Source organism: Salmonella enterica subsp. diarizonae (assembly GCF_008692785.1).
Classification (GTDB): domain Bacteria; phylum Pseudomonadota; class Gammaproteobacteria; order Enterobacterales; family Enterobacteriaceae; genus Salmonella; species Salmonella diarizonae.
In genome coordinates, this window is the sequence record NZ_VXJV01000009.1 from 169,816 (window position 1) to 195,352 (window position 25,537).

General features: G+C 53.1%; 25 protein-coding genes and 1 pseudogene. 10 read left to right on the forward strand and 16 right to left on the reverse strand.

Features of this window, described 5'->3' with window-relative positions:
• Window positions 1–50: 50 nt before the first annotated feature.
• Window positions 51–998 carry a D-alanyl-D-alanine endopeptidase gene (gene pbpG / locus F4V72_RS19135; RefSeq protein ID WP_023248304.1) on the reverse strand — a complete coding sequence of 316 codons (948 nt, stop codon included), beginning with the start codon at window positions 996–998 and terminating at the stop codon, window positions 51–53.
• A gap of 165 nt (window positions 999–1,163) precedes the next feature.
• Window positions 1,164–1,751, reverse strand: a complete 588-nt coding sequence (locus tag F4V72_RS19140; protein ID WP_023248305.1) for a Yip1 family protein — start codon at window positions 1,749–1,751, stop codon at window positions 1,164–1,166.
• A gap of 158 nt (window positions 1,752–1,909) precedes the next feature.
• On the opposite strand from F4V72_RS19140, the gene F4V72_RS19145 reads away from it, so the two are divergent.
• Window positions 1,910–2,479, forward strand: coding sequence for a DedA family protein (locus F4V72_RS19145; RefSeq protein ID WP_023248306.1), 570 nt, complete (start codon window positions 1,910–1,912; stop codon window positions 2,477–2,479).
• A 47-nt stretch (window positions 2,480–2,526) separates the two neighbouring features.
• Here the strand turns inward: F4V72_RS19145 and F4V72_RS19150 are convergent, their stop codons facing one another.
• Window positions 2,527–3,288, reverse strand: coding sequence for an SDR family oxidoreductase (locus F4V72_RS19150; RefSeq protein WP_023248307.1), 762 nt, complete (start codon window positions 3,286–3,288; stop codon window positions 2,527–2,529).
• Between the two features lie 65 nt (window positions 3,289–3,353).
• Window positions 3,354–4,790, reverse strand: coding sequence for a multidrug resistance outer membrane protein MdtQ (mdtQ, locus tag F4V72_RS19155; protein ID WP_114048941.1), 1,437 nt, complete (start codon window positions 4,788–4,790; stop codon window positions 3,354–3,356).
• A 317-nt stretch (window positions 4,791–5,107) separates the two neighbouring features.
• Between mdtQ and yohP the strand changes: the two genes are divergently transcribed.
• Window positions 5,108–5,191: a small membrane protein YohP gene (gene yohP, locus F4V72_RS19160; protein WP_000698460.1), complete on the forward strand. Its 84-nt coding sequence runs from the start codon at window positions 5,108–5,110 to the stop codon at window positions 5,189–5,191.
• A 57-nt stretch (window positions 5,192–5,248) separates the two neighbouring features.
• Here the strand turns inward: yohP and dusC are convergent, their stop codons facing one another.
• The 6 genes from dusC to mhbT all read right to left on the reverse strand — a co-directional run bounded on the left by dusC (window position 5,249) and on the right by mhbT (window position 11,282).
• Entirely contained in the window at window positions 5,249–6,187 is a 939-nt protein-coding gene (gene dusC / locus F4V72_RS19165) for a tRNA dihydrouridine(16) synthase DusC (RefSeq protein WP_114048942.1), read from the reverse strand.
• A 109-nt stretch (window positions 6,188–6,296) separates the two neighbouring features.
• On the reverse strand, window positions 6,297–7,490 hold the full coding sequence (locus F4V72_RS19170) for a 3-hydroxybenzoate 6-monooxygenase (protein WP_023248310.1): 1,194 nt from the start codon (window positions 7,488–7,490) through the stop codon (window positions 6,297–6,299).
• A 14-nt stretch (window positions 7,491–7,504) separates the two neighbouring features.
• A complete protein-coding gene (gene maiA, locus F4V72_RS19175) occupies window positions 7,505–8,149 on the reverse strand; it encodes a maleylacetoacetate isomerase (RefSeq protein WP_023248311.1) in 645 nt (214 codons plus the stop codon).
• 8 nt (window positions 8,150–8,157) lie between these two features.
• Window positions 8,158–8,859: a fumarylacetoacetate hydrolase family protein gene (locus F4V72_RS19180; RefSeq protein WP_136058190.1), complete on the reverse strand. Its 702-nt coding sequence runs from the start codon at window positions 8,857–8,859 to the stop codon at window positions 8,158–8,160.
• A 15-nt stretch (window positions 8,860–8,874) separates the two neighbouring features.
• Entirely contained in the window at window positions 8,875–9,912 is a 1,038-nt protein-coding gene (gtdA, locus tag F4V72_RS19185; protein WP_023248313.1) for a gentisate 1,2-dioxygenase, read from the reverse strand.
• Between the two features lie 11 nt (window positions 9,913–9,923).
• Window positions 9,924–11,282: a 3-hydroxybenzoate transporter MhbT gene (mhbT, locus tag F4V72_RS19190; RefSeq protein ID WP_088759770.1), complete on the reverse strand. Its 1,359-nt coding sequence runs from the start codon at window positions 11,280–11,282 to the stop codon at window positions 9,924–9,926.
• 125 nt (window positions 11,283–11,407) lie between these two features.
• On the opposite strand from mhbT, the gene F4V72_RS19195 reads away from it, so the two are divergent.
• The 8 genes and pseudogenes from F4V72_RS19195 to preA all read left to right on the forward strand — a co-directional run bounded on the left by F4V72_RS19195 (window position 11,408) and on the right by preA (window position 18,391).
• Window positions 11,408–12,316: a LysR substrate-binding domain-containing protein gene (locus F4V72_RS19195; RefSeq protein WP_023248315.1), complete on the forward strand. Its 909-nt coding sequence runs from the start codon at window positions 11,408–11,410 to the stop codon at window positions 12,314–12,316.
• A 131-nt stretch (window positions 12,317–12,447) separates the two neighbouring features.
• Window positions 12,448–12,846, forward strand: coding sequence for a CidA/LrgA family protein (locus F4V72_RS19200; protein WP_023248316.1), 399 nt, complete (start codon window positions 12,448–12,450; stop codon window positions 12,844–12,846).
• On the forward strand, window positions 12,843–13,538 hold the full coding sequence (locus tag F4V72_RS19205) for a CidB/LrgB family autolysis modulator (RefSeq protein WP_023248317.1): 696 nt from the start codon (window positions 12,843–12,845) through the stop codon (window positions 13,536–13,538). The genes F4V72_RS19200 and F4V72_RS19205 overlap by 4 nt, the downstream gene beginning before the upstream one ends.
• A 153-nt stretch (window positions 13,539–13,691) precedes the next feature.
• Entirely contained in the window at window positions 13,692–14,576 is an 885-nt protein-coding gene (gene cdd / locus F4V72_RS19210) for a cytidine deaminase (RefSeq protein WP_023248318.1), read from the forward strand.
• A 179-nt stretch (window positions 14,577–14,755) separates the two neighbouring features.
• Window positions 14,756–15,475: an outer membrane permeability protein SanA gene (gene sanA, locus F4V72_RS19215; RefSeq protein ID WP_023248319.1), complete on the forward strand. Its 720-nt coding sequence runs from the start codon at window positions 14,756–14,758 to the stop codon at window positions 15,473–15,475.
• Window positions 15,472–15,717 (forward strand): annotated as a pseudogene (locus tag F4V72_RS19220) (DUF2542 family protein). Before sanA ends, F4V72_RS19220 begins: the two are co-directional and overlap by 4 nt.
• A gap of 203 nt (window positions 15,718–15,920) precedes the next feature.
• On the forward strand, window positions 15,921–17,162 hold the full coding sequence (locus F4V72_RS19225; RefSeq protein WP_136058189.1) for an NAD(P)-dependent oxidoreductase: 1,242 nt from the start codon (window positions 15,921–15,923) through the stop codon (window positions 17,160–17,162).
• The gene (preA, locus tag F4V72_RS19230) at window positions 17,156–18,391 is read left to right on the forward strand and encodes an NAD-dependent dihydropyrimidine dehydrogenase subunit PreA (RefSeq protein WP_136058188.1); all 1,236 of its coding nucleotides are present in this window, start codon (window positions 17,156–17,158) and stop codon (window positions 18,389–18,391) included. Before F4V72_RS19225 ends, preA begins: the two co-directional genes overlap by 7 nt.
• Window positions 18,392–18,465: 74 nt before the next feature.
• Here the strand turns inward: preA and mglC are convergent, their stop codons facing one another.
• The 6 genes from mglC to folE form a co-directional block, all read right to left on the reverse strand.
• Entirely contained in the window at window positions 18,466–19,476 is a 1,011-nt protein-coding gene (gene mglC / locus F4V72_RS19235; protein ID WP_001275101.1) for a galactose/methyl galactoside ABC transporter permease MglC, read from the reverse strand.
• Between the two features lie 15 nt (window positions 19,477–19,491).
• Window positions 19,492–21,012, reverse strand: a complete 1,521-nt coding sequence (gene mglA / locus F4V72_RS19240; protein ID WP_136058187.1) for a galactose/methyl galactoside ABC transporter ATP-binding protein MglA — start codon at window positions 21,010–21,012, stop codon at window positions 19,492–19,494.
• A gap of 133 nt (window positions 21,013–21,145) precedes the next feature.
• Complete coding sequence (gene mglB / locus F4V72_RS19245; protein WP_023248325.1) at window positions 21,146–22,144, reverse strand: galactose/glucose ABC transporter substrate-binding protein MglB; 999 nt, start codon at window positions 22,142–22,144, stop codon at window positions 21,146–21,148.
• A 291-nt stretch (window positions 22,145–22,435) separates the two neighbouring features.
• Window positions 22,436–23,458, reverse strand: coding sequence for an HTH-type transcriptional regulator GalS (galS, locus tag F4V72_RS19250; protein ID WP_023248326.1), 1,023 nt, complete (start codon window positions 23,456–23,458; stop codon window positions 22,436–22,438).
• A gap of 149 nt (window positions 23,459–23,607) precedes the next feature.
• A complete protein-coding gene (gene yeiB / locus F4V72_RS19255) occupies window positions 23,608–24,750 on the reverse strand; it encodes a DUF418 domain-containing protein YeiB (protein ID WP_088733842.1) in 1,143 nt (380 codons plus the stop codon).
• 14 nt (window positions 24,751–24,764) lie between these two features.
• Window positions 24,765–25,433, reverse strand: coding sequence for a GTP cyclohydrolase I FolE (folE, locus tag F4V72_RS19260; RefSeq protein WP_023248328.1), 669 nt, complete (start codon window positions 25,431–25,433; stop codon window positions 24,765–24,767).
• Window positions 25,434–25,537 lie beyond the last annotated feature (104 nt).

Genomic DNA, 25,537 nt, shown 5'->3' on the forward strand with positions numbered 1-25,537 from the left:
TACTGAGCGGTTTACCGTGAATGCCCGGCGTCTGCCGGGCCTACGGCGACTTAATCGTTCTGTGCGGTTTGCGCCCCGGCATTGGCGCTGGCTGCTGCCATTTGCGCGGCTTTTTGCTTTTTATAGCTCAGCGCGGCAGCCGGAACGGGCATGACTTTACCGGTTTCAATCCATGTACGCAGGCGACTGGCGTCCGCAAAGTGGGTATATTTGCCGAACGCATCCATGACCACCAGCGCAACCGGTTTGTTATTGATCACGGTACGCATCACCAGGCAATGCCCCGCCGCATTGGTAAAGCCAGTTTTCGTTAACTGGATATTCCAGTTATCACGGTAGACCAAATGGTTGGTATTGCGAAACGGCAGCGTATACGCCGGATGCGAGAATGTCGCCATGTCTTCGCGCGTGGTGCTTAGCTGGCCAATCAGCGGGTATTGCTTCGTGGCAATCAGCAGTTTTGTTAAATCCCGCGCGGTCGAGACGTTATGAATCGACAACCCCGTCGGCTCAACGAAGCGGGTATGCGTCATGCCCAACGCTTTCGCCTTCGCATTCATCGCTTTAATAAACGCGTTATAACCGCCAGGATAATAGTGCGCCAGGCTTGCCGCCGCACGGTTTTCGGATGACATCAACGCCAGCAGCAACATATTTTTGCGGCTAATTTCGCTGTTCAGGCGCACGCGGGAGTAAACCCCTTTCATCTCCGGCGTCTGGCTGATATCGACCTTCAGTATTTCATCCAACGGCAATCGCGCGTCGAGCACGACCATCGCCGTCATTAATTTGGTTATTGAGGCAATCGGACGCACCAGATCCGGGTGGTTCGAATAGATCACTTTATTGGTGTTGAGATCAACAATCATTGCGCTACCGGAGGCAATCTCAGGTTGAGACGCCGCGGTTGTCGCTGCCGTTTTCGCCACGGCCTGCGGGGCAAAAGGAACGGCCAACATCAGAGCAAGGCTCAGGAATGAAGCTCGGAATTTCAGCATGATGAGATTTCTGATAATGATTCACGCGCGTCGTAACGCACACCGCCTGAGCTGAGATTTTACTCAAGCTAGCAGTGGCATCATAGCGGCACGCCAGCGTTGCCGCTACAGAAGAATCGTCAGCAAATGCTGCATTGCTGGCTTTTACGCCAGCCCTTTTTCGCATCAGAACAGGCGGTAGCCGTATCCCCACAGGATCACGGTGATCGCCAGTAGCACCTCCAGGACCAGTACGCCGATAGCGAGCGTCGAACTGGAGAAGCTTAATCCTTCCTCCTTATTAATGTTGAGGAAGGTCGGGATACCCAGATACAGCAAATAGCCGGTGTAAAAGAGCGCTACGGCGCCGACCAGAGCGCATAGCCATACCAGCGGATAGAGCGCTACCAGCCCGCTTAAAAAAAGCGGCGTCGCGACATAGCCGGCAAAAACCATACAGCGCGCAAGCGATGGCCGTTGCGGATAGTTTCGCGCCATCCACCAGATGACGCGTCCCATCACCGCGACGCCCGCCAGCATCACGCCGTAGAACAAGACCGCCAGCGCAAGACCGGTAAACAGCGAGAGTTGTAACACATTACCGTCGCCAAAATTCCAGCCGATTTGCGTCGTGCCGATAAAGGCGCAGACGACGGGAATCGCCGCCATCAGCAAAACATGGTGCGTATAGTGATGCGAAACGGTTTCGTTTTCGCTTTTGATCACCTTCATTTCCCGATCGGGATGTGAAAAAAGTCCCCATACATGGTTCATACTGCCCCCTTCTGATGACTCAGATGTCAGTATGTTCAAGTATAATTCAGTTTCTGGTTATTTTATGAACAATAAAGAAATAGTCTCCGGCAAAACGTCGGCTTTGCCGCGCACACCTCTTGCCAGGGTGTATGCTTAATGCCGGAGGTGGTTTACGCATGGATATCAACACGCTTATTACGCATTATGGCTATGCGGCGCTGGTTATCGGCAGTATGGCCGAAGGTGAAACCGTTACCCTGTTGGGAGGCGTCGCGGCGCATCAGGGGCTGCTCAAGTTTCCGCTGGTGGTGGTGGCTGTCGCGCTGGGAGGGATGATGGGCGATCAGCTACTTTACCTGTTGGGACGATGCTATGGCGGGAAGATCCTGCGTCGTTTCCCCCGTTATCATACTAAGATTGGTCACGCGCAGAAAATGATCCAACGCCATCCGTATCTGTTTGTGATCGGCACGCGTTTTATGTATGGATTTCGGGTGGTTGGCCCGCTGCTGATTGGCGCCAGCCGCCTGCCGCCTAAAATTTTTCTGCCGCTGAATATTGTAGGCGCGCTGGTCTGGGCGCTGCTGTTTACCACGCTGGGATATCTTGGCGGCGAGGTGATCGCGCCATGGCTGCACGACCTCGATCAGCATCTCAGACACGGGGTCTGGCTGATTCTGGCCGTCGTACTGGTAGTGGGCGTGCGCTGGTGGCTGAAAAGACGCGGCAAAGCAGAGGCCCGTTAAACCGATGGTATCCGGATGGCATAACGCCGCCATCCGGCCCCCGGCGTTTATTTTGCGTTGAATTGCGGATTCGCCAGCATAAACCCGCCGTCGACAATCAGCGACTGACCGGTGGTATAGCTTGCGCCTTCCGAACACAGCCAGGCGACGAGGCTGGCTATTTCATGCGTAGAGCCCGGTCGGGCGATAGGGATCGAAGGTTCCGATCCCGGCTCGATGTCGCTGTCATCCATATCGTTCATCGGCGTGGCGATAGCGCCTGGCGCGACGGCGTTGACCAAAATATGATGCTCAATCAGTTCCAGCGCCATGGATTTAGTCAATCCGCCCAGCGCATGTTTCGCCGCGGTATAGGCGCTGGCTTCCGGAAGCGGCGTATGCTCATGGACGGAGGTGATGTTGATAATGCGCCCTCCCTCTCCTTGTTTAATCATATGCCGGGCGGCGATCTGCGCACAGAGAAACGCGCCGTCGACATCCACGGTAAAAATTTGCCGCCACTGCGTAAACGGCATATCAATAAACGCGGATTTGGTCATCGCCCCGGCATTATTGACCAGCACATCAACGCGCCCCAGACGCTGGATAAGATGCTCAATGGCCTGCGCGCCCTCGGGCAACTGGCTCAGGTCAAGATGAATGGTCTCTGCCCGCACGCCAAATTGCGCCGCTTTTTTCGCCGTCTCCTGCGCGCCGCGTTGATCGGAATGCCAGGTGATACCAATATCAAAACCGTTTTGCGCTAATAACAACGCACACGTTTTGCCAATTCCCGAATCTGATGCCGTTACAATTGCAACTTTGGTCATATTCCTCTCCGGATGAATCATACACAGCCTAAGTATAGGAACCCTGTCTGAATCATCCGGAAAAATCAGGAATGATAACCGCCGCCCAGCGCGCTGGTAAGCTGAATGGAAGCGTCCAGCCACTGGCCCTGCAACAACAAGCCGTTACACTGCTCGCGCAGTGCCGGGATTTTGGCCTCGCTCACGCGGGAACCCGCGATAACGCCGGCATTAAAGCGCGCTTGCGCCAGACCGACCACACGCTGCGCATCATGCTCAATCTGCTGCTGATGCTGATTTTTCTGCGCCAGCGTTTCCACCTGACTGGCGGTGCGCGCCACATCATTAACCGCATCTACCACCGCTTTGTTGTAGTTGGCGATAGAAAGGTTACTTTGCGCTTTGGCCATATCGAGGTTGGCATTCAGCCTGCCGCTGTCGAAAATCGGCAGCGTCAGCCCGCCGGTAATGCCATATTGCTGTGCGGAATGGCGGAACAGATCGCTCAGATGTAACGCATCCTGTTGTAAAAAAGCCATCAGATTGATATCGGGATAAAACGCTGCCTTCGCCGCGTTAATGCTGCTTAACGAGGATTCAATATACCAGTGCGCGGCCTGCAAATCCGCTCGACGCGCCAGCAGCGAATAGCCCAACTGCGACGGTAGCTGGCTTTCAACGGCGGGGAGACTCACCTGACGCAGTTTTAGGGCCGCCGATTGCGTATTGGTTAACGCGCTGAGCCGCGCCTCAATGACCTTCATTTTACCGTTGACGTCATTCAACTGCTGCTGGGTTTTACTGGCGTCGATATCGGTTTCAACCCCCTCGACGGAGGAGGTAATCCCGTGTTGATACAATTCCCGGTTTACCGCCACCACGTTTTGCTGCTCATGCTCGATTTGCGTCAGCACATTTTTCAACGCCGCCTGCGTTTGCCACTCCCAGTAGAGTCGCGCCACACCGCTTGCCAGCAGTTGCCGGGTCTGTTCCTGCTCCGCTTCGCGCGCTTTGACCGCCCCGATCCGCGCGGTAACTTCAGCGCGGTTTTTCCCCCATAAATCCAGATCCCAGCCCGCCGTCAGACCGAATGTGCCGTTGGTATACCACGGCCCGGTCGTTCCCGCGGCGGGATCGGTAATCGCGAATGGCCCCATCAGCCCTTCCGCGGACATTCGCTGGCGCTCAATGTCGGCAGAAAAGTCGAGCTGCGGACCGTCCTGCGCCTCAACCGCTTTCGCCTGCGCTTCCGCCAGTTGAATACGCTGTTCAGCCACCTGCATATCTGGCGAATGCTGTATGGCATTATCAATCAGCGCGTCAAGCTGCGCGTCGTGATACGCCTTCCACCACTGGCTATCCGGCCAACCGTTTTTCAACGCCGCCGGCAGGCTGGAATCAACATGAGAAGAGGGCGTCTGCTGGGTCAGCGACTGACGGGTATCATGCATGGGCGCGCAGCCCGCCAGCAAAATAAAAAGCGGCAAGCTCGCTGTCGCGGCAAGGAAAGGATTACGATTCATGGAGGTGTTCTGATAAAAAAAGGTACGCAGAGAGTACGTCTTACGGCGATCTATTTTTTAGTTACGCGTGGCAATACATCATCAGACAATAAAAGATATATTTCGAAATTTATATGATTAGCAAATAATTTCATCTGATACATTTTTTGATATGATATTTCAATGCAAAGTCCCACTAACCCGTTAATAAATGAACGATTTTACTGCAATACGCGCCAGCAGCCTTCATGAGTTAAACGTCGCCGCGCCCAACGAGGCAGCAGATGGCTTAATACTTTCCTATACTTTGTTTGTATTTACCAATAAAGGGACAAACAATGAAAATTCTTCTATGGGCAATCTTAATTATTTTTCTGATTGGGCTGTTGGTGGTAACGGGCGTATTTAAGATGATTTTCTGATGCCTGCGCCGGGGAGCGATAATGTCTGCCCGGCACACTTTCTGGACGCTGTAAAGATTAGATTTTAATAGCCTGAATCGCCCGCGCAATCTCGGACGAACGGTTTAACGCCCGAATCGACTGAAAGAGTTCCGTCGCCTCGATATATTCCTTACGTAGATATCCCAGCCACTGTTTAATACGCGCGACATGATACAGACCGGTATCGCCCTGCTTTTCCAGTCGGGTATATTTTTGTAATAACGCAACCACTTCCGGCCACGGCATACGCGGTTCGTTATACTTCACCACCCGGCTCAGGTTAGGAATATTTAACGCCCCGCGGCCAATCATCACCGCATCACAGCCGCTGGTCGCCATACATGCCTGCGCGCTCTGCCAGTCCCAAATTTCGCCATTAGCGATAACCGGAATAGTCAGACGCTGGCGTATTTCGCCGATCGCCTGCCAGTCGATATGCTCGGCGCGGTAGCCCTGCGCTTTGGTACGGCCATGCACCACCAGTTCACTGGCGCCGGCCTGCTGCACCGCATCGGCGATTTCAAATTTTCTATCGCCGCTATCCCAACCGAGGCGCACCTTTACCGTCACCGGCAGATGCGACGGCACCGCGGCCCGCATCGCTTTCGCGCCCTGATAGATGAGCTCGGGATCTTTGAGCAATGTCGCGCCGCCGCCGCTGCCGTTCACCACTTTTGACGGACAGCCGCAGTTCAGGTCCACGCCATACGATCCCAACGCCGCCGCCCGCGCGGCGTTTTCCGCCAGCCACTGCGGATGCTGGCCCAGAAGCTGAATACGCACCGGCGTGCCGGAGGGCGTGCGGCTGGCGTGAAGCAACTCCGGGCAGATGCGATGAAACACTTTTACCGGCAGAAGCTGATCCACCACGCGCACAAATTCGGTGATGCACAGATCGTAATCATTCACTTCGGTCAGCAGCTCGCGCACTAACGCGTCGAGCACGCCTTCCATCGGCGCCAGTAAAACCCGCATATCGGTATCCACAGCAAAAAAAGAGGCGCTATCATAACGCCTCTCTGCGATGAGCAAAACTTTTTGCCGGATGGCGGCGCAAACGCCACGCTACGTCACGTAAAAGTGCTCAGCGCGGCTCAAGACAGTTATCTTCTTTCCAGCCGTACAGCCATTCGATACCGCGATAAAACGCCTCCTGCGATTTCCCTTTCCACAACAGATTACGCACCTGACGCTGCACCCCGGCGGCGTGATAGAGACGCCCCATCTCTCGGGTAGACCAGACGATACGCGCCGTGCGGGGAATACGCACCGACTCATACAGCGCAAATGCCTGCTGCGCGTCGCCATCGCAGCGTTCCAGCGCTTTGCCCAGCGTGACGGCGTCTTCCAGCGCCATACAGGCGCCCTGGGCCATATATTGCGCCACCGGATGCGCGGCGTCGCCCACCAGGGTAATACGCTCGGTTCCCCATTTCGCGACCGGCTCACGATCGGCGGTCGACCAGCGGCGCCAGGAGGTCGGCTTATCCAGCATCTGACGCGGGCGGGGATGAATACCGGCAAAATAAGAGAGCACCTCTTCTTTACTGCCGTCTTTCACGCCCCACTCTTCTTGCTGGCGGCTGTGGAATGTCACCACCAGATTGTACTGTTGACCTCCGCGCAGCGGATAATGGACCAGGTGACAATGCGGGCCTGCCCACAGCACTGGCGCGTTAATACGTAAATCTTCCGGCATATCGTTGCAATCAATCACCGCCCGATAGACTACATGCCCCGTTACGCGCGGCGCGTCGCCGAGTAAACTTTGCCGCACTACCGATTTAACACCGTCGCAGCCCACGAGAATATCCGCCGTCCAGCTATTGCCCTGCTCATCAAACACCGTAACATCATCCGGCGTCTGGCGGATATCGACAATATGGGTCGAGGTACGATACTCCACACCAGGGTGCGTCAGCGCCGCTTCCCATACCGTTGCATGAATATCTACCCGGTGAATTACCGCATACGGCCCGCCAAAATGGTCGCGGAACGCCTGTCCGGTTTCAATGCGTACCACTTCTTCGGCATTCACGGCATCCATCATAGTAATGTGATCGGTAAACACCGCACGCTGGCGGGCAACATCGCCCACACCGAGACTATCCAGTGCCGAAAAAGCGTTCGGCCCAAGCTGAATACCCGCGCCAATCTCGCCAATTTCGTGCGCTTTTTCCAGCAGCATGACTTTTATTCCCTGGCGCGCCAGCGACAGCGCGGTCGCCGCGCCACCGATTCCGCCACCTACAATAATTGCGCTTGTCACGTTAGTCATGATCATTCTCCTTTTCAGGCCGGGATTTTATCTTGTTGATTTTCCGGTGCGGCGGCAATAAACGCCGGTAGCTGCACGCAGGCGTCATAAACGGCTTTGCAGCGCGAATAGCCTGACAAATCACAGCCCATCCTGAGCGCATTCGCCCACTGAGGAATCAGGCAGCAGTCCGCAAGACCTGGCGCGTCGCCCACGCAGAATGTTCCGGGCTGACTTTTACGCAATAGCTGCTCCACCGCGCTTAACCCTTGCTGTATCCAGTGGGCATACCAGCGTTTTTTCTGCTCTTCGCTAACCTTCAGCTCATCGGTCAGATAGCGCAACACGCGCAAGTTATTAATCGGATGAATATCGCAGGCGATGGTGTAGACAATTTCCAGCGCGTGGCTGCGCGCCGGATCGCTCGTCGGCAGCAGCGGCGTTTGCGGAAAATGTCGGTCCAGCCAGTCGACGATGGCCAGCGATTGCCCCAACGATTCGCCGTCATCAGTGACCAGCGTCGGCACCAGGCCTACCGGGTTCATCCGTCGGTAGGCCAGCGCATTCTGCTGACCGATACGAATATTGACGCCCACCGTCTGGTAATCGATCCCCTTTAACGCCAGCGCAATACGTACGCGATAAGACGCCGAACTATTAAAGAAACTGTACAGCTTCATCGTTCACCTCAGACAATTTTCACAGCAATGGGCGTCAGACCTTCCACGTTCCCGGTGATGACATCCCCTTTCACCACCGCGCCCACCCCCTCTGGCGTACCGGTGAAAATCAAATCGCCTGGCTGCAATTCAAAGAAGCCGGATAAATAGCTGATGGTTTCATTCACCGACCAAATCAGATGGCGAATATCGCTGCGCTGATGGTCCTCGCCGTTAACCTGTAGCCAAATAGGGGCATTATCCACATTATGCGTTTCAGCGGCTTTGTGTAATGGCGCAACAGGCGCGGAGAGATCGAACGCTTTACCAATTTCCCACGGGCGTCCCATCTGGCGCATTTCCATCTGACGATCGCGACGCGTCATATCCAGACCGGTGGCGTATCCCCAGACATATTCATGGGCTTTTTCCAGCGGAATATCACCCCCCTTTTTACCAATCGCCACCACCAGCTCAATTTCATAATGGTAGTTATCGGTCTGCGCCGGATACGGCAGTTCCAGGGTGTTTCCCGCCGCAACCGGGACGACAGCGTCCGCCGGTTTACAAAAGAAGAACGGCGGTTCGCGATCGGGATCAAAGCCCATTTCGCGGGCATGGGCGGCATAGTTGCGACCCACGCAGTAAACGCGACGTACCGGAAACTGCTCATCACTGCCCGCTACCAGTACAGTCACCGGTGCCTGCGGCTGGAATACATATTTGGTCATGTTCTCTCTCCCTAATTAATAACGTGCTTCACGGAACAGCCCCAGGGCTTCCTGAACCGGCTTGTCCGAAAAGCTGAATAACACCGTGTCTTCGCTGCTGCGAAACGACACCTCATGCCAGGTTGGCGCCACAAAAATGTCTTTTGCGGAAAAATGCAAGGTTTCGTTGCCGATAGTGACTTGCCCTGCCCCTTCAACGACGTGGTAGATAGTGCTGTCGGTGCTCCGCGCCACACGCGAGGCAAAGCCTTTTGGCAACAGTTGCAGGAACGCGCCCATCGACGGCATCGGATAACCGCCGGTAACGGGATTAACGTAACGTAGCTTGTAACCTTCCCACTCATCAGGATCGCCCATACGGATCAGATCGTGCAGCGCCTCGCGACTGCGGTCGTAGCGGTAGTTGAAAATCGGCGACGAGTTCCCGCGCTGGTGGCGCAGCGGCAGCATATTCGCCGCATAGCGCGGCAGATAATCGCCCTCTTTTCGCGTTACCGGCTGCTGATCTTCGGGATAGTCTTCCGCAAAACCACAGCCCAGGAGGTTGACTAACGGCAGATCCAGACCATCCAGCCATACCACCGGATCTGACCCCGGATTACCATGATCGTGCCAGCGCCACTGCGGCGTCAGGATAAAATCGCCGGTATGCATTGGCGTGCGCTCGCCGTCCACCGCGGTAAATGCGCCTTTACCTTCGACGATAAAACGCAGCGCCGACTGGTTATGGCGATGACTCGGCGCGACTTCGCCGGGCAGGATCAGCTGTAAACCAGCGTATAAGGTTGCCGTGATCGACGACTGCCCGCGCAATGCCGGATTTTCCAGCACCAGCACCCGGCGGATCGCCTCTTTCGCGCCAATGACATTACCGCTCTCCATCAGTAGCGGACGAATTTCCTGATAATTCCAGTAGGCCGGCGCGCAGTTGGCGTTTGGCGTCTGCGGCACCAGATGATGTAACGATTCCCACAGCGGCGTCAGATTCTGCCCGGAAATATGCTGGTAATACTGCTGGCGGCTATCTTTTACGTTCTGATTCATTTCAGACATGGAGATTCTCCTTATTCGTTTACGACGCTGGCACGCGGCAGGTCGTCAGATACAGAAATCGAAAGGCGGACAACCACCGTCAGCAGGGTAAGCATTACCGCGCTGATAGCCGCCGGAATAGCAATGACAAAAAACAACGTATCGAAAGAAAAATTGAGGGCCATCATCATGCCGCCGGAGAGCGAACCGACAATGGCCCCGCAGCGTCCAATCGCGTTCGACCAGCTCACGCCCGTCGCCCGACTTTGGGTGGGGTATAGCGTTGCCGTCAGAGCATTAAGCCCCACCTGGGAACCGCTAATACCGATGCCGGTACCAAAAATCGCCAGCGCCATTAGCCAAAGGCCGTTTTCGCTCAGACCTATCATGACAATACAGACCGCGCCCAGCGCATAGCTCACCGCCAGTACCCGGAACGGGTTAAGCCGGTCCATCAACACGCCGAGTAACAGCGCGCCAAGCGTGCCGCCAACCTGGAACGCGGCAGTCACCCACGACGCCTGTTGCAGATCAATACCGCGATGGTTAAGCAGCGTCGGCATCCAACTGGAAAGCAGATAGATAATGAGCAGGCTCATAAAGAACACCACCCATAACATCAGGGTAATGACAAGCTGCCGCCCGGCAAAAAGCTGGCGAATACTGCCTTTGGCGACGGCCGCTGTCTCATGCAGAAAGAATTGCGTATCGTGATAGCGCTCGCCGGTAATGGCGCTGACCGTCCGGGCGACGACCGCCTGCGGTAGTTGACGGCGTACCTGCCAGCGGGGAGATTCCGGCAGCGCGAACAGCAGGCTGAAAAACAGCATTAAAGGCAAGATGCCGCCTAACGCCAGAATTCCATGCCAGCCAATCAGCGGCACCAGTTGCGCGCTCACAATCCCGCCCATCGCCGACCCCAGCGTAAAACCGCAGAACATCAGCGTGACCAGCGCTCCGCGTCGGCGAGCGGGCAGGTATTCCGACGTCATGGTGATGGTGTTCGGCATCGCCCCGCCCAGTCCCAGACCGGTTAAGAAGCGCAACAGCACCAGGGTTTCTATATCCGGCGAGAAAGCGGAAAGCAGGCTCAATGCGCCGAATAGCGCCACGCAAAGCTCAATCACCCGTTTGCGGCCAAAGCGATCCGCCAGCGGCCCGCATAGCAGCGCGCCGGCCGTAAGCCCCAGTAGTCCTGCGCCAAACAGCGGCGCAAGTTCGCTGGCGCTTAACTGCCAGTGGGTACGAATATCCGGGGCGATGAAGCCAATCGCGGCGGTGTCGAAACCGTCGAGCATGACCACCAGAAAACAGCAGATGATAACGCGCCACTGCATTTTGCCGACGGGGGCGGCATCAATAAGGGCTTGTAGATCACGTCGTTGAGTCATAGTTAATGCCTCAGTGCAGGGAGGTAGATGTTGTTTTTATGTTTGCTATGTTACGAGTTTGTAGAGTGAGTGATAAAATGTACAATGGCTTTTCAGGCAGAGACATAACCTGGAGGTTATCGCGAATGGCGAACTGGGCGCAGAAATTGAAATTACATCACCTGCAAACGCTGGTTGCGCTGGGCGAACAGGGCAACCTGACGCATGTCGCCCGGATGATGAATATCTCCCAGCCAGCGCTATCCAAGTGGTTATCTCAACTCGAAGATGAGATAGGCATCACACTTTTTGAGCGCCACAGTAAAGGGATACGTCCCTCCGAAGGCGGTAAATTACTGCTCCAGCACGCCCAACGCCTAATTAACGATCTGGAGCGTTCACAGTATGAAATCGCCCGTTTCAAGCAGGGCGGCCTGGTTGGCAGTCTGAAGATCGGCTGTTCACCCGTAGCGACTGACTGCGTATCACAGGCGATTCTTAACCTGCTTAACGAGATGCCGACCCTGCATCTGAATATTGAAGAGAAAGTAATGACGCCGCTGCTGCACGATCTGCTTGTCGGCCAGGTGGATGTGGTGGTAGGCCGTGTAGGCGGACGCGCCCTGCAACTGCCGCTTAATTATCAGGTACTTTATACCGAGCCGGTCTGCTTTGTGGCGCGTCCGCACCATCCGCTGGTCGCGCGAGCACAGATCGCCTGGAGCGATCTGGCGCACTGGCGGTGGATAGTCTGGCCAACCGGCACCCCTATTCGCATCAGTATTGATAACGCCCTCGTCGATAACGGCGTAATGCTCCCGGAAAACACCATTGAATCGGCGTCAATGAACGTCAGCACCAATTTGCTGCAAAGCAGCGATATGATCTCTATTCTTTCTTTACGGCTGGCGCAACGCTATGCCAGCCAGGGGCAACTGGCGATTTTAAACTTGCCAAAAATTGAGCAAAAAGGCAGCGTAGGGATGTTCTGGCGTAAGAATGAGACGCCCTCTTTGGCCCTGAGTCGCTTTTTATATTTTTTAGCCCAGGTTTAACGCCGCCGACCAGGAGTATTGCCCAATGTTCCTGCTGTCTATACCCACTATGCTAAGAATTCATGATGTGATCGGTAGCACGTTTTAACGTTTAATTGTATGATGAATCTATCTCATCAAGGGCTTTAAACATGAGTAAGTCACTGAATATTATCTGGCAATATATACGCGCTTTTGTATTGATTTATGCCTGTCTGTACGCAGGCATTTTCCTTGCATCGCTGCTTCCTATCACTATTCCCGGCAGCATTATCGGGATGTTAATTCTGTTTGTTTTGCTGGCGCTGCAAATTCTGCCGGCAAAATGGGTTAACCCCGGCTGTTATGTGCTAATTCGTTATATGGCGCTGCTGTTTGTGCCGATTGGCGTCGGGGTCATGCAATATTTTGATTTACTGCGCGCGCAATTCGGCCCGGTGGTGGTCTCTTGCGCTATCAGTACGCTGGTCGTTTTTGTGGTCGTGAGCTGGAGTTCACACCTGATACACGGTGAACGTAAAGTGGTTGGGCAGAAAGGATCGAAAAAATGATGGCATATATCTGGTGGTCGTTACCGCTGACGCTGGCGGTATTTTTCGCCGCTCGCAGACTGGCGGCGCATTTTAAAATGCCGTTGCTGAACCCGTTGCTGGTGGCAATGGTAGTCATTATTCCTTTTCTGTTGCTGACCGGTATTCCCTACGATCACTACTTCAAAGGCAGCGAAGTACTTAACGATCTGCTGCAACCGGCGGTGGTAGCGCTGGCCTATCCCCTTTATGAACAGTTGCACCAGATTCGCGCGCGCTGGAAATCCATTATTAGTATCTGTTTTCTCGGTAGCATGGTAGCGATGATTACCGGGACATCCGTCGCGTTGCTGATGGGTGCAACGCCTGAAATCGCGGCATCGGTGCTACCTAAATCCGTTACTACACCTATCGCGATGGCGGTGGGTGGCAGCATCGGCGGCATCCCCGCGATCAGCGCGGTATGCGTGATTTTTGTCGGTATTCTGGGCGCGGTGTTTGGTCACACGCTGTTAAACGCGATGCACATCCGTACTAAAGCCGCGCGCGGGCTGGCGATGGGTACCGCCTCGCATGCGCTTGGTACCGCGCGCTGCGCCGAGCTGGATTACCAGGAAGGCGCGTTTAGCTCCCTGGCGCTGGTAATCTGCGGCATTATTACCTCGCTGGCAGCACCGTTTTTGTTTCCGCTCATTCTGGCGGTAATGCGCTAACGACGGGACAAAAGACTGGGTTAAAATTTGCGATGCGTCGCGCATTTTTCATTTAAGTTTCACAAGTTGCATAAGCAATGAGATTTAGATCACATATTCAGACATAACAGGCCCGTAAACTACGGTTCCATTACATTGTTATGAGGCAACGCCATGCATCCACGTTTTCAAACTGCTTTTGCCCAGCTTGCGGATAATTTGCAATCAGCGCTGGCCCCTATCCTGGCGGACCACCATTTTCCCGCCATGCTGACCGCAGAGCAGGTCTCGACGCTTAAAAATGCGACGGGGCTGGACGAAGACGCGCTGGCTTTCGCACTGTTACCTTTGGCGGCGGCCTGCGCCCGTACCGATTTGTCCCATTTTAACGTCGGCGCGATTGCGCGCGGCGTCAGCGGCAACTGGTATTTCGGCGCGAATATGGAGTTCCTGGGTGCCACCATGCAACAAACTGTGCATGCTGAACAAAGCGCGATTAGCCACGCCTGGCTACGCGGCGAAAAAGGGCTCGCCGCCGTCACCGTTAACTACACGCCTTGCGGCCACTGTCGCCAGTTTATGAACGAGCTAAACAGCGGTCTGGATCTGCGCATTCATCTGCCGGGCCGCGCGCCGCATACGCTACGCGATTATCTGCCTGACGCTTTCGGGCCAAAAGATCTGGAGATCAAAACGCTGCTGATGGACGAGCAGGATCATGGCTTTGCGTTAACGGGCGATACGCTAACGCAAGCGGCGATTACGGCAGCCAATAAGAGCCATATGCCTTATAGCCACTCACCGAGCGGCGTGGCGCTGGAATGTAAAGATGGCCGTATTTTCACCGGCAGCTATGCGGAAAACGCTGCCTTTAACCCTACGCTTCCCCCGCTGCAAGGCGCGCTAAACCTGCTGAGTCTCAATGGCTACGACTATGCAGATATTCAGCGTGCGATTCTGGCGGAAAAAGGCGACGCGGCATTAATTCAATGGGATGCCACCGCCGCAACGCTGAAAGCATTAGGTTGCCATAAAATTGACCGCGTGCTTCTCGGCTAAGTTAACGTGCCGGATAGCGGCGCGCTGGCGTCTTATCCGGCCTGACTCTTCCCTCCTCCTACCACCAGACCCAGGGAAAATCATGCTGAAAATCTCCGCAATCAGACGGCGGTTTCTTGCGCTACGTCTTCGGGTACAGTAGCCTGATTGCACTTTCATCCTGGTATCGAGTTTCCTGCATGTTAAAGCGCGTGTTTTACAGCCTGTTGGTCCTGGTAGGCTTGCTGCTGTTGACGGTGCTTGGCCTCGATCGGTGGATGAGCTGGAAAACAGCGCCCTATATCTACGACGAATTGCAGGATCTCCCCTACCGCCAGGTTGGCGTGGTGCTGGGGACGGCCAAATACTATCGTAAGGGTGTGATCAATCAGTACTATCGTTACCGTATTCAGGGCGCGTTAAACGCTTACAACAGCGGCAAAGTCAATTATCTGCTGCTCAGCGGCGACAACGCCCTGCAAAGCTACAACGAACCGATGACCATGCGTAAAGACCTTATCGCGGCGGGCGTCGATCCTGCGGACATCGTGCTTGATTACGCTGGCTTCCGTACGCTTGATTCCATTGTGCGTACCCGCAAGGTTTTTGATACTAACGACTTTATTATCATCACTCAGCGCTTCCACTGCGAACGTGCTTTGTTTATTGCGCTGCATATGGGCATTCAGGCGCAGTGTTACGCGGTACCTTCACCCAAAAATATGCTGACAGTACGCCTGCGCGAATTTGGCGCCCGCTTTAGTGCGCTGGCGGATCTCTATATTTTTAAACGCGAACCACGTTTTTTAGGCCCGCTGGTTCCTATCCCCACGCAGCATCAGGTGCCGGACGACGCCCAGGGGTATCCGGCAGTTACACCGGAACAATTGCTTGAACTGGAAAAGAAAAAAGGGAAATGATCATGGATGTACAGACGATATTTGTCGCATTAGCCTGTCTGCTACTCCCGCTTTTTTGCTTCCGTGAGGCCTAGAAAGGCTGGCGAACCGGCGCGGTAGATAAAATTGTCAAAAATACGCAAGAACCGGTTTATGTCTATCGCCATGCCGATCCCGTACAATATTGGTCTTATCTTTTTCTTTATACCGGATGCGGTTTTTTATTTACTGGAATGGTTATTTATCTTCTTTTTTATCGTTAAGTTATTTATTATACATTAGTATTGAGAATAGTTATTATTATGATATAAGGAACAAATGCTGTTTTGCATTCTGGTTTCATTTTTTTGTGAATTCTTTCACAGAATCCCCTTCTTTCAATGCTTAGGCTGGCGGTAGATTTTGGATCATAAAAACGCGTTATTTGCGTTTCGCCTTAATTTATTCAAGCATTAAGGAAGATTATATGCCGCAACAAAATTATCTGGATGAACTCACGCCTGGTTTTACGCCATTACTGGCAATAAAAGAGGCTTCACGTTGTTTATTATGTCACGACGCGCCCTGTAGTCAGGATTGCCCGGCGCAAACCGATCCGGGGAAATTTATTCGTTCTATTTACTTTCGCAATTTTAAAGGCGCAGCGGAAACTATCCGGGAAAATAACGCGCTTGGCGCCGTCTGTGCCAGAGTCTGTCCGACGGAAAAATTATGCCAGCGCGGATGTACGCGTTCCGGGATAGATAAACCTATTGATATTGCGCGCCTGCAACGTTTTATTACCGATTTTGAACAGCAGACCGCCATGCAGATTTATCAGCCCGGGAGTAAAACACGCGGAAAAGTCGCGATTATTGGCGCGGGTCCGGCAGGTTTGCAGGCGAGCGTGACGCTCACGCATTTAGGCTATGACGTCACCATTTACGAAAAACAGCCGCAGCCCGGCGGATGGCTGCGTCACGGCATCCCGGCATTTCGTCTGCCGCAAAGCGTTCTCGATCAGGAAATTGCCCGCATTGTAGAGATGGGCGTCAATATTAAGTGCAATTGTGACGTGGGCGGGTCGCTATCGCTTGCGCAACTCAAAGCCGAATATCGCGCCGTGCTGATGACCGTCGGGATGTCCTGCGGTTCTGATTTACCGTTATTTGAACAGGCCAGTCATGTAGAGATTGCCGTTGATTTTTTACAGCGCGCCCGTCAGGCCGACGGCAATATTAGCGTTCCGCGTAGCGCATTAATTATTGGCGGCGGCGACGTAGCGATGGATGTCGCCAGTACGTTAAAAATTCTCGGCTGTCCTTCCGTCACCTGCGTGGCGCGGGAAGCATTAGCCGAATTCCCCGCCAGCGAAAAAGAATTTACCAGCACGCAGGCATTAGGCGTATCGATTATTGATAGCTTTACGCCTGTCGCCGTCAGCGGAAATAAAGTGACCTTCCACCATGTACGCCATTCAGGAGAACTGACGCTGGAAGCGGAACGTATTATTCTGGCCGTGGGGCAGCACGCGCGACTGGATACCTTTGCGGAGATAAAAGCGCAGCATAATATTATCGACACTCACGATTATCAAACCGCCGACCCGGCGCTCTTTGCCGCTGGCGATATTATTAAGGGCGATAAGACCGTCGTTTATGCGGTAAAAACCGGAAAAGAAGCCGCTCAGGCTATTCATCATTATTTAGAGGAGGCCTGCTCATGTTAACAAAAGATTTGTCTGTTACCTTTTGCGGCGTTAAGTTTCCCAATCCGTTTTGTCTCTCTTCTTCTCCGGTAGGCAACTGTTATGAGATGTGCGCCAAAGCCTATGATACCGGCTGGGGCGGGATCGTTTTTAAAACCATTGGTTTTTTTATTGCTAACGAAGTCTCTCCACGTTTTGATCACCTGACCAAAGAAGATACCGGTTTTATTGGTTTCAAAAACATGGAACAAATCGCTGAGCATCCGCTGGAAGAGAATCTGGCCGCCATTCGACGGCTAAAACAGGATTACCCGGATAAGGTGCTGATTGCTTCCATCATGGGGGAAAATGAGCAGCAGTGGCAGGAACTGGCGCGTCTGGTTGAAGAAGCCGGCGCGGATATGATTGAGTGTAACTTCTCTTGTCCGCAGATGACCTCGCACGCCATGGGAAGCGATGTAGGACAAAGTCCCGAACTGGTTGAAAAATACTGCCGCGCCGTAAAACGCGGTTCATCTTTGCCAATGCTGGCGAAAATGACGCCGAATATTGGCGATATGTGCGAAGTCGCGCTGGCCGCCAAACGCGGCGGAGCCGACGGTATCGCCATCATCAACACCGTGAAATCCATTACTAACATTGACCTGAACCGCAAAATCGGGATGCCGGTGGTTAACGGTAAATCCAGCATCTCCGGTTATTCAGGGAAAGCGGTGAAACCCATTGCGCTGCGTTTTATCCAGCAGTTGCGGATGCACCCTGAACTGCGCGATTTCCCGATTAGCGGTATCGGCGGCATTGAGACCTGGGAGGACGCTGCCGAATTTCTGCTGCTGGGCGCGGCGACCCTACAGGTAACGACAGGCATTATGCAATACGGTTACCGCATTGTAGAAGATATGGCGAGCGGCCTCAGCCATTATCTGGCCGATCAGGGGTTTGCCTCATTACAGGAGATGATCGGGCTGGCGAATAGCAATATTATCCCGGCGGAAGACCTGGATCGCAGCTATATCGTCTATCCGCAGATTAATCAGGAGAAATGCGTCGGCTGCGGACGTTGCTATATCTCTTGCTATGACGGCGGTCATCAGGCGATGGAGTGGGATGAACACAGCCGCACGCCGCATTGTAATACGGAAAAATGCGTCGGTTGTCTGCTGTGCGGTCATGTCTGCCCGGTCGCCTGTATTGATTTAGGCGAGGTCAAATTTAAAAAAGGCGAAAAAGAACACGCGTTAACGCTGTAGCTCGCGGTATGAAGCCCGGCGCGCAGTCTCGCTGCGCCGGGTTATCTGATAAGCAAGGCAATACGTCTGGATAACTACTTCTTACGCGCGTATTTCAGCGAGTCCAGCGCCACGGCGAAAATGATAATGCCGCCTTTGATAATGTACTGCCAGTACGGGTTTACCCCGATATAGGTCAGGCCGTAGTTGATGACGGTAAAGATAATGACGCCGGTCACCACGCCGAAGACCGTACCCACTCCGCCGCTAAACGATACGCCCCCGACAACGCACGCGGCAATCGCATCCAGTTCATACATAAAGCCGAGGTTGTTGGTGGCAGAACCAATACGCCCTGCTTCCAGTAAGCCGCCGAAGGCATAAAACACGCCGGAGAGCGCATAAATCATCAGCAGGTTCAGCGCCACGTTTACTCCAGAAACTTTCGCCGCCTCCGGGTTGCCGCCAATAGCAAAAATGTTTTTACCAAAGCGGGTCTTATTCCACAGCACCCAGACAAACGCTACCGCAATCAGGGCGTAAAAGGTGATGTATGAGAGCCGGAAACTGCCCATCGCCACAAAGCCCTGCGCAAAGGTGGAAAAGCCGCTGTCAAAGCCGGAAATGGGCGAAGCGCCGACAAAGTCATAGTAAAGGGAGTTGATCCCATAAACGATAATCATCGTGCCAAGCGTGGTAATAAACGGCGTCACGTTCAGGTAAGCAATGATGATGCCGTTCACCAGGCCAATCACCGCGCCAATCGCGCAGACAATCAGGATGACCAGCGCAATCGGCATGGTCGCCATTTCCGGAAACACTTTATTGGCGTTTTCCATTGATTGCAGTAATGTTGCCGCCACGACCGCCGCCAGCCCTACCTGACGCCCCGCCGACAGGTCTGTCCCCTGGGTAACGATGAGTCCCGCCACGCCCAGCGCGATAATAATACGTACCGAAGATTGCGTCAGAATATTACTTAAATTCAGCAAACTTAAAAAAGTCGGGTCCTGGAAAATAATAATCGCCAGCAACACTAAAAGAACGACGTAAATTCCGCCCTCTTTCAGCCAGGTCAAAAAGCTTTTCTTGTTTAACGCACTCATAAGGAGCCCCTGATCTTAAAGGTGCAAAGAAGCAAGACGCAAAATTTCGTTTTGCGTTGTTGTTTTAGTATCGACAATGCCGGCAACGAGACCGTTACTCATCACCAGGATACGATCGGTAATCCCTAACAGCTCCGGCATTTCAGAAGAGATAATGATGATCCCCTTGCCTTTTTTCGCCAGTTCCGCAATAAGCTGATAAATTTCAAATTTTGCGCCGACATCAATGCCACGGGTCGGTTCGTCCAGCATTAATATTTCCGGCTGCGTTAATAGCCAACGACCAATGATCACCTTTTGCTGATTGCCGCCGGAAAGCGAACCAATTTGCGTGCGATGCCCCGGCGTTTTTACCCGCATGGAGTCAATGACCCATTGGGTGTCGCTTTTCATACGGGAATTATCCAGTAACCCCACTTTATTTTTATAATTACGGATATTCGAAATTAATGAGTTAAATCCGATATCCAGATAGGCGTAAATTCCGGTGGAACGACGCTCTTCCGTCACCAGCGCAAAACCGTGGTTAATCGCTTCGTTCGCAGTGTGATTATTAATTTTCTTGCCATGTAAAGTGATTGTCCCGGACGACTTCTCACGAATACCAAACAGCGTTTCGACGATATCGGTACGCTTTGCCCCAACCAGACCGGCAATGCCCAGAATTTCGCCCTTGTGCAAATCAAAGGAGACATCGCGAATGGAAGGCTGGCGCAGCGAGGTCAGGTGACGGACCTCCAGAATCACGTCGCCCGGCTTATTTTCTTTATCCGGAAAGCGCTGGTTCAGGGAACGCCCGACCATCATCGCAATGATCTTATCCATATCCAGCCCTTCCAGCGGCTGGGTGGCAATCCACTGACCGTCGCGCAAAATAGTAATTTCATCGCACAATTGAAAAATTTCTTCCATTTTATGCGAGATATAAACAATACCGCAGCCGCGTTCTTTCAGCTTGCGAATAATGGTGAACAGATGATTGACCTCTTTCTCAGTTAACGATGAGGTCGGTTCATCCATAATAACGATCTTAGCGTTATAGGAAAACGCCTTCGCAATTTCGATCATCTGCATTTGCGAAACGGATAACGTTCCCACGCGCGCGCGCGGGTCAATATCGATATCCAGCTCATCAAATATCGCTTTGGTATCCTGGTACATTTTATCCTGGTCGACAAACATACCTTTGGTAGGATAACGCCCCAGCCACATGTTATCCATGACCGAACGTTGTAATACCAGGTTTAACTCCTGGTGTACCATCGAAATCCCATTCTCCAGCGCTTCTTTCGCCGAATGGAAGTCCACTTCTTTTCCCTGAAATACAATGCTGCCGGAATCTTTTTGGTAAATACCGAAAAGACATTTTAATAATGTTGATTTACCTGCGCCGTTTTCGCCCATTAATGCATGAATAGAGTGCGGACGAACGTTTAAGTTGACATTATCAAGCGCTTTCACGCCGGGAAATGATTTGTTAATGCCACGCATTTCCAACAAATATTCACCCGACGGCGGAGAAATCGTGCTGCCCATAATGATACCCTGTCGGCCTTTTTAATTATGACTATCCGCGCCGGATGGCAAAAGAAATACTTTATCCGGTCTACGGCGCGTCACCCTTCCACAGTTTCAGGGCGCAACGAAATTGCGCCCACAGACGGGAAACTTATTTCTGGGTAAATTCGCTCAGATTGTCTTTGTCCACGCCAACATAAGGCACGCGCACAATTTTGTTCTCAATCTTCCAGTTGGTGCCGTCAGCCGCGCTCTTGCCTTCTGCGAGGTTTTTCGCCAGATCGAATGTCGCTTTCGCCTGATTGTTGGCGTCATTCAGTACCGTACCGGCCATCGCGCCCGATTTCACCAGCGCCAGAGCTTCCGGTAACGCATCGACGCCAAAGACCGGAATCGACGATTTATTATGCGCTTTCAGCGCCTCTACCGCGCCCATCGCCATCGCATCGTTATTAGCGATAACCACTTCAATCTTGTTAGCGTTCGGGCCAGACAGCCAGGCATCCATCTTATCTTTTGCCTGCGCGGTATCCCACATGGCGGTGTCTAACGCCAGTTGCTCGGTCTGAATACCTTTATCATTTAACTCTTTCACCACATACGTCGTACGGGCTTCCGCATCCGGATGCCCCGGCTCGCCTTTCAGCAGGACATACTGAATTTTACCGTCTTTATTCAGATCCCAACCCTGATTAGCCTGCCAGTGTTTGGCAATCAAGTCGCCCTGAATCACACCGGATTCTTTAGAGTCAGTCCCGACATAATACGCCTTGTCATAGCTGTCCAGCGCTTTGCGGGAAGGCTCTTTGTTAAAGAACACCACCGGCACATTTTGCCCGCGCGCTTTTTCAATCACCGTACCAGCGGCAGCCGGGTCTACCAGGTTAATCGCCAGCGCTTTAACCCCTTTCGCCAACAAAACGTCAATTTGATCATTCTGTTTGGACTGATCGTTTTGCGAGTCATTCATCAGTAACTGAACATCCGGCGCGGATTTGCCATCTTTTTCAATAGCCTTACGCACGACGGACATAAAGTTATCGTCATATTTATAAATCGTCACGCCAATACGAGTATCAGCCGCGTGCGCGTGCGCACCGAATAACAGACTTGCCATCACGGCAGAAAGGGTCAATACCTTCTTATTCATGGTAGCTCCGGTTTTATTATGTAGGGTATAGCGTAAAAAAATGCCCGGCTGCTCAGCATGTTAACGTCGTGTTACTGAACGCCGAAGCGTATTTATTCAACTCTTTATTTTGTGGCCGGTAGTCGCGGGATAGGGTGATAACGGTTTTTATAAGCGAAATACCCCTGCAAAACTGATTACCAACTGTTACATATCAGTTACAGTGCGACAAACGTTGTCATCATAGCTATCGCAATGTTAATAAACTGTGAATTTACTCACAGATTGAAAACGGTTACATGCGGTGCGTAATCAGTTAGTGATCAGCACCGCATTCTGTCGCAACGCCACCGAATGGCGCCGCACCAGCGTCGGCATGAAGCAATGCGTCGCCGTAATATCCAGCGTGCCTGCGGCGCCCTGTAACGCCAGTTCGGTCGCGATTTTCGCCATAGAAGCAATAGGATAGCGCACGGTAGTCAACTGAGGATCGGTATAACGAGCGATAGGGATATCATCGAAACCGATGATAGACAGATGCAAGGGAATGGCGATGCCATTATCTTTTAACGCCGTCAGCGCGCCCGCGGCCATGTTATCGTTATAAGCAAATACCGCCGTCAGTTGCAGATTGCGTCCCAACAACTCAACCATTGCCGACTCGCCGCCCTGCATATCCGGGGTGCCGATGCCAATCCAGCTCTCCGACGCAGAAATCCCCTGTTCTTGCAGCGCGTTTAACCACCCTTCTCTGCGCATCGCGTCATCTTCAATACGGTGGCTGGAGGCAAGGTAGCCGATGCGCTGATGTCCATTATTCAGCAACATGCGGGTCGCCATTCTGGCGCCGCTCACATTGTCAAGACAGACACAACGATGCGCATAACCCGGCACGATACGGTTAATCAGCACCATGCCGGGGATCTGATCCATAAAGTCGCCCAGCTCGCGATCGGTTAAGGCTTTTGAGTGAACAATCAATGCGTTACAACGCTGGCGGATCAAGACTTCAATAGCATGTCGCTCTTTTTCCGCCTCATGATAACTGTTGCCAATGAGAACATATTTCTGGTGCTGCTGCGCGACCAGATCCACGGCTTTCACCAGAGCGCCGAAAAAGGCATCGGAAACATCCATGACCACGACGCCGATGGTGTCGCTCACCTGCGTGGCCAGCGCTTGCGCATTCGCATTTGGCCGATATCCCAATAGCGTGACAGCCTGCATGACGGCGTCACGGGTGTCGGGACTGACCAACGCGCTGTTATTCAGTACGCGAGAAACGGTCGCTACAGACACGCCAGCCTGGCGCGCTACATCACGAATGGTGATCATATTCACTGCCCTGTTTGAGTTCAAAAATACTCACAAATGCCCCGTTAGCAGGCGGCTATTTTGTCAGCACCCTGCACAGGACTGCGTGAGAAACATCACAGGGATGGAAACGGTTACAACCATTTTGTTAATGAATGTGATCCAGATCGTTATCTGGATGATCCTGACGCGCGCAACGTGAGTTGGCGCCATAACCACTCGACCGGTCCCTGTCGCCAGAAACGTAGCCAGATGACGGAAAAGAGAAGGTTTATTGCCCATACCGGAACGACAAAGAACAAGAGTTCCAGCCGATTGAATTTCATAAATAAGCCAAACTGATAAAACAGCGTGGTACAGATGATCGTCTGCAGCAGATAATTGGTCAGCGCCATTCGCCCCACGCAGGCAATGGCAAGCGTCAGTCTGCATCGGCTAAGCTGCGGCCAGAAGCCAAACATCAGCGCGGCATAGCCCAGCGTTTGCAACGGCGCGCTCAGTTCGCGCGGCGCCTGCAATAAGAAGGCGCACCAGCGGTACGCCCAATCCAGCCGCCATTGTAAAATGACCGCAGGAAGGTTGATCATTAGCCCTAACGCCACCAGCAGCCCCCCGGTACGGCGATAGTGCCGCAGACTGTACTGACCTTTCAGCCAGCCGCTACGCATTAGCGCGGCGCCCAGCAGCATCATACCCGCCAGTTGCCAGCCATACTGCGCGCCGAGCGCCAGTAAATTATTCGACAACATCTCCGCCCGGTTGCTGATAGCCTCCATGCCGCCGTTCAGCTTCCAGTATTTTTCATACAATATTGCGGAAGCATCCGGCGTCCAGGCGCGACTGGTTTCGCTATTCGATACTACGCCCAGCAGCAGCAGCACGCCAATCCCGACCAGATAAAGGAGTACGCCGGTATTAAACAGGCTTTTTACCGAAGGCGCGTCACGTACCAGCCGCCAGCAGATTAACCCGACCAGACCGTAGGCCAGCAGAATATCGCCGTCCCAAAAGAATAACGCATGGATAAAACCTAACAGTACCAATAGCGTTAAGCGCGACTGAATCCACTGTGTACCACGCGGAAGCAGCATTTGTAACCCCGCGCCAAACAACAACGCGAATAGCGTAAGAAACTTAGCCTGCGCCACAATATCGAGAATCGCCCAGGACCAGGCGTCTTCGGCAATAATCGAGCCGTACCAGGCAGGGTTAAGATAAGCCGCCTTTGGCAATCCAAAGGCGCTGATGTTAAGAAGCAGGATACCGAGGATGGCGACGCCACGTACAAAATCCAGCGTGACATTACGCTCCATCGTCTCCGCCTTAATCAGTGATGATGGCGAACGGCGCGCAGGAACTCCTGGCGCGTATTCTGGCTGGACTTAAATAATCCGCCCAGCGAAGTCGTCGTTGTGGCGCTGGTTGCGTCACGAATACCGCGCGCTTTCACGCAGTAATGCACCGCATCAATCGATACCGCTACATTATTGGTGCCGAGCAAGGTTTGCAGCGCCGTCAGAATTTGCTGGGTTAAACGTTCCTGAACCTGCGGACGTTGGGCGAAGAATTGCACGATACGGTTAATTTTAGACAGGCCGATCACAGAATCTTTGGGGATATACGCGACGGTCGCTTTGCCGTCAATGGTTACAAAGTGATGTTCACAGGTGCTGGTCAGCGTGATATCGCGGACGGTGACCATTTCATCTACCTTCATTTTATTTTCAATGAGGGTAATTTTCGGGAAATTGGCATAGTCGAGACCGGCGAAAATCTCATCAACGTACATCTTAGCGATACGATGCGGCGTTTCCATCAGACTGTCATCGCTCAAATCGAGATTTAGCAACAGCATAATCTCAGTCATATGCCCTGCAATAAGGCTTTTTCGCGTTTCATTATCTAATTCATCCATAGGCGGGCGCAACGGCGTTTCCAGCCCCCGGGCAACTAGCGCTTCATGAACCAGGGCCGCTTCTTTACTGAGTGATGGCATTAATCGTGTTCTCCTGCAGGTGTGGCGCCTTTGCCCTGCGTGGGGCAAAGTTTGTCAATATTGTGACAACGTGATTATTGTGCGTGAGGTAGCGCACATAATCC

Coding starts and splice junctions, on each gene's coding strand:
- pbpG (WP_023248304.1), bottom strand. CDS start 998: ATGCTGAAATTCCGAGCTTCATTCCTGAGCCTTGCTCTGATGTTGGCC.
- F4V72_RS19140 (WP_023248305.1), bottom strand. CDS start 1,751: ATGAACCATGTATGGGGACTTTTTTCACATCCCGATCGGGAAATGAAG.
- F4V72_RS19145 (WP_023248306.1), top strand. CDS start 1,910: ATGGATATCAACACGCTTATTACGCATTATGGCTATGCGGCGCTGGTT.
- F4V72_RS19150 (WP_023248307.1), bottom strand. CDS start 3,288: ATGACCAAAGTTGCAATTGTAACGGCATCAGATTCGGGAATTGGCAAA.
- mdtQ (WP_114048941.1), bottom strand. CDS start 4,790: ATGAATCGTAATCCTTTCCTTGCCGCGACAGCGAGCTTGCCGCTTTTT.
- yohP (WP_000698460.1), top strand. CDS start 5,108: ATGAAAATTCTTCTATGGGCAATCTTAATTATTTTTCTGATTGGGCTG.
- dusC (WP_114048942.1), bottom strand. CDS start 6,187: ATGCGGGTTTTACTGGCGCCGATGGAAGGCGTGCTCGACGCGTTAGTG.
- F4V72_RS19170 (WP_023248310.1), bottom strand. CDS start 7,490: ATGACTAACGTGACAAGCGCAATTATTGTAGGTGGCGGAATCGGTGGC.
- maiA (WP_023248311.1), bottom strand. CDS start 8,149: ATGAAGCTGTACAGTTTCTTTAATAGTTCGGCGTCTTATCGCGTACGT.
- F4V72_RS19180 (WP_136058190.1), bottom strand. CDS start 8,859: ATGACCAAATATGTATTCCAGCCGCAGGCACCGGTGACTGTACTGGTA.
- gtdA (WP_023248313.1), bottom strand. CDS start 9,912: ATGTCTGAAATGAATCAGAACGTAAAAGATAGCCGCCAGCAGTATTAC.
- mhbT (WP_088759770.1), bottom strand. CDS start 11,282: ATGACTCAACGACGTGATCTACAAGCCCTTATTGATGCCGCCCCCGTC.
- F4V72_RS19195 (WP_023248315.1), top strand. CDS start 11,408: ATGGCGAACTGGGCGCAGAAATTGAAATTACATCACCTGCAAACGCTG.
- F4V72_RS19200 (WP_023248316.1), top strand. CDS start 12,448: ATGAGTAAGTCACTGAATATTATCTGGCAATATATACGCGCTTTTGTA.
- F4V72_RS19205 (WP_023248317.1), top strand. CDS start 12,843: ATGATGGCATATATCTGGTGGTCGTTACCGCTGACGCTGGCGGTATTT.
- cdd (WP_023248318.1), top strand. CDS start 13,692: ATGCATCCACGTTTTCAAACTGCTTTTGCCCAGCTTGCGGATAATTTG.
- sanA (WP_023248319.1), top strand. CDS start 14,756: ATGTTAAAGCGCGTGTTTTACAGCCTGTTGGTCCTGGTAGGCTTGCTG.
- F4V72_RS19225 (WP_136058189.1), top strand. CDS start 15,921: ATGCCGCAACAAAATTATCTGGATGAACTCACGCCTGGTTTTACGCCA.
- preA (WP_136058188.1), top strand. CDS start 17,156: ATGTTAACAAAAGATTTGTCTGTTACCTTTTGCGGCGTTAAGTTTCCC.
- mglC (WP_001275101.1), bottom strand. CDS start 19,476: ATGAGTGCGTTAAACAAGAAAAGCTTTTTGACCTGGCTGAAAGAGGGC.
- mglA (WP_136058187.1), bottom strand. CDS start 21,012: ATGGGCAGCACGATTTCTCCGCCGTCGGGTGAATATTTGTTGGAAATG.
- mglB (WP_023248325.1), bottom strand. CDS start 22,144: ATGAATAAGAAGGTATTGACCCTTTCTGCCGTGATGGCAAGTCTGTTA.
- galS (WP_023248326.1), bottom strand. CDS start 23,458: ATGATCACCATTCGTGATGTAGCGCGCCAGGCTGGCGTGTCTGTAGCG.
- yeiB (WP_088733842.1), bottom strand. CDS start 24,750: ATGGAGCGTAATGTCACGCTGGATTTTGTACGTGGCGTCGCCATCCTC.
- folE (WP_023248328.1), bottom strand. CDS start 25,433: ATGCCATCACTCAGTAAAGAAGCGGCCCTGGTTCATGAAGCGCTAGTT.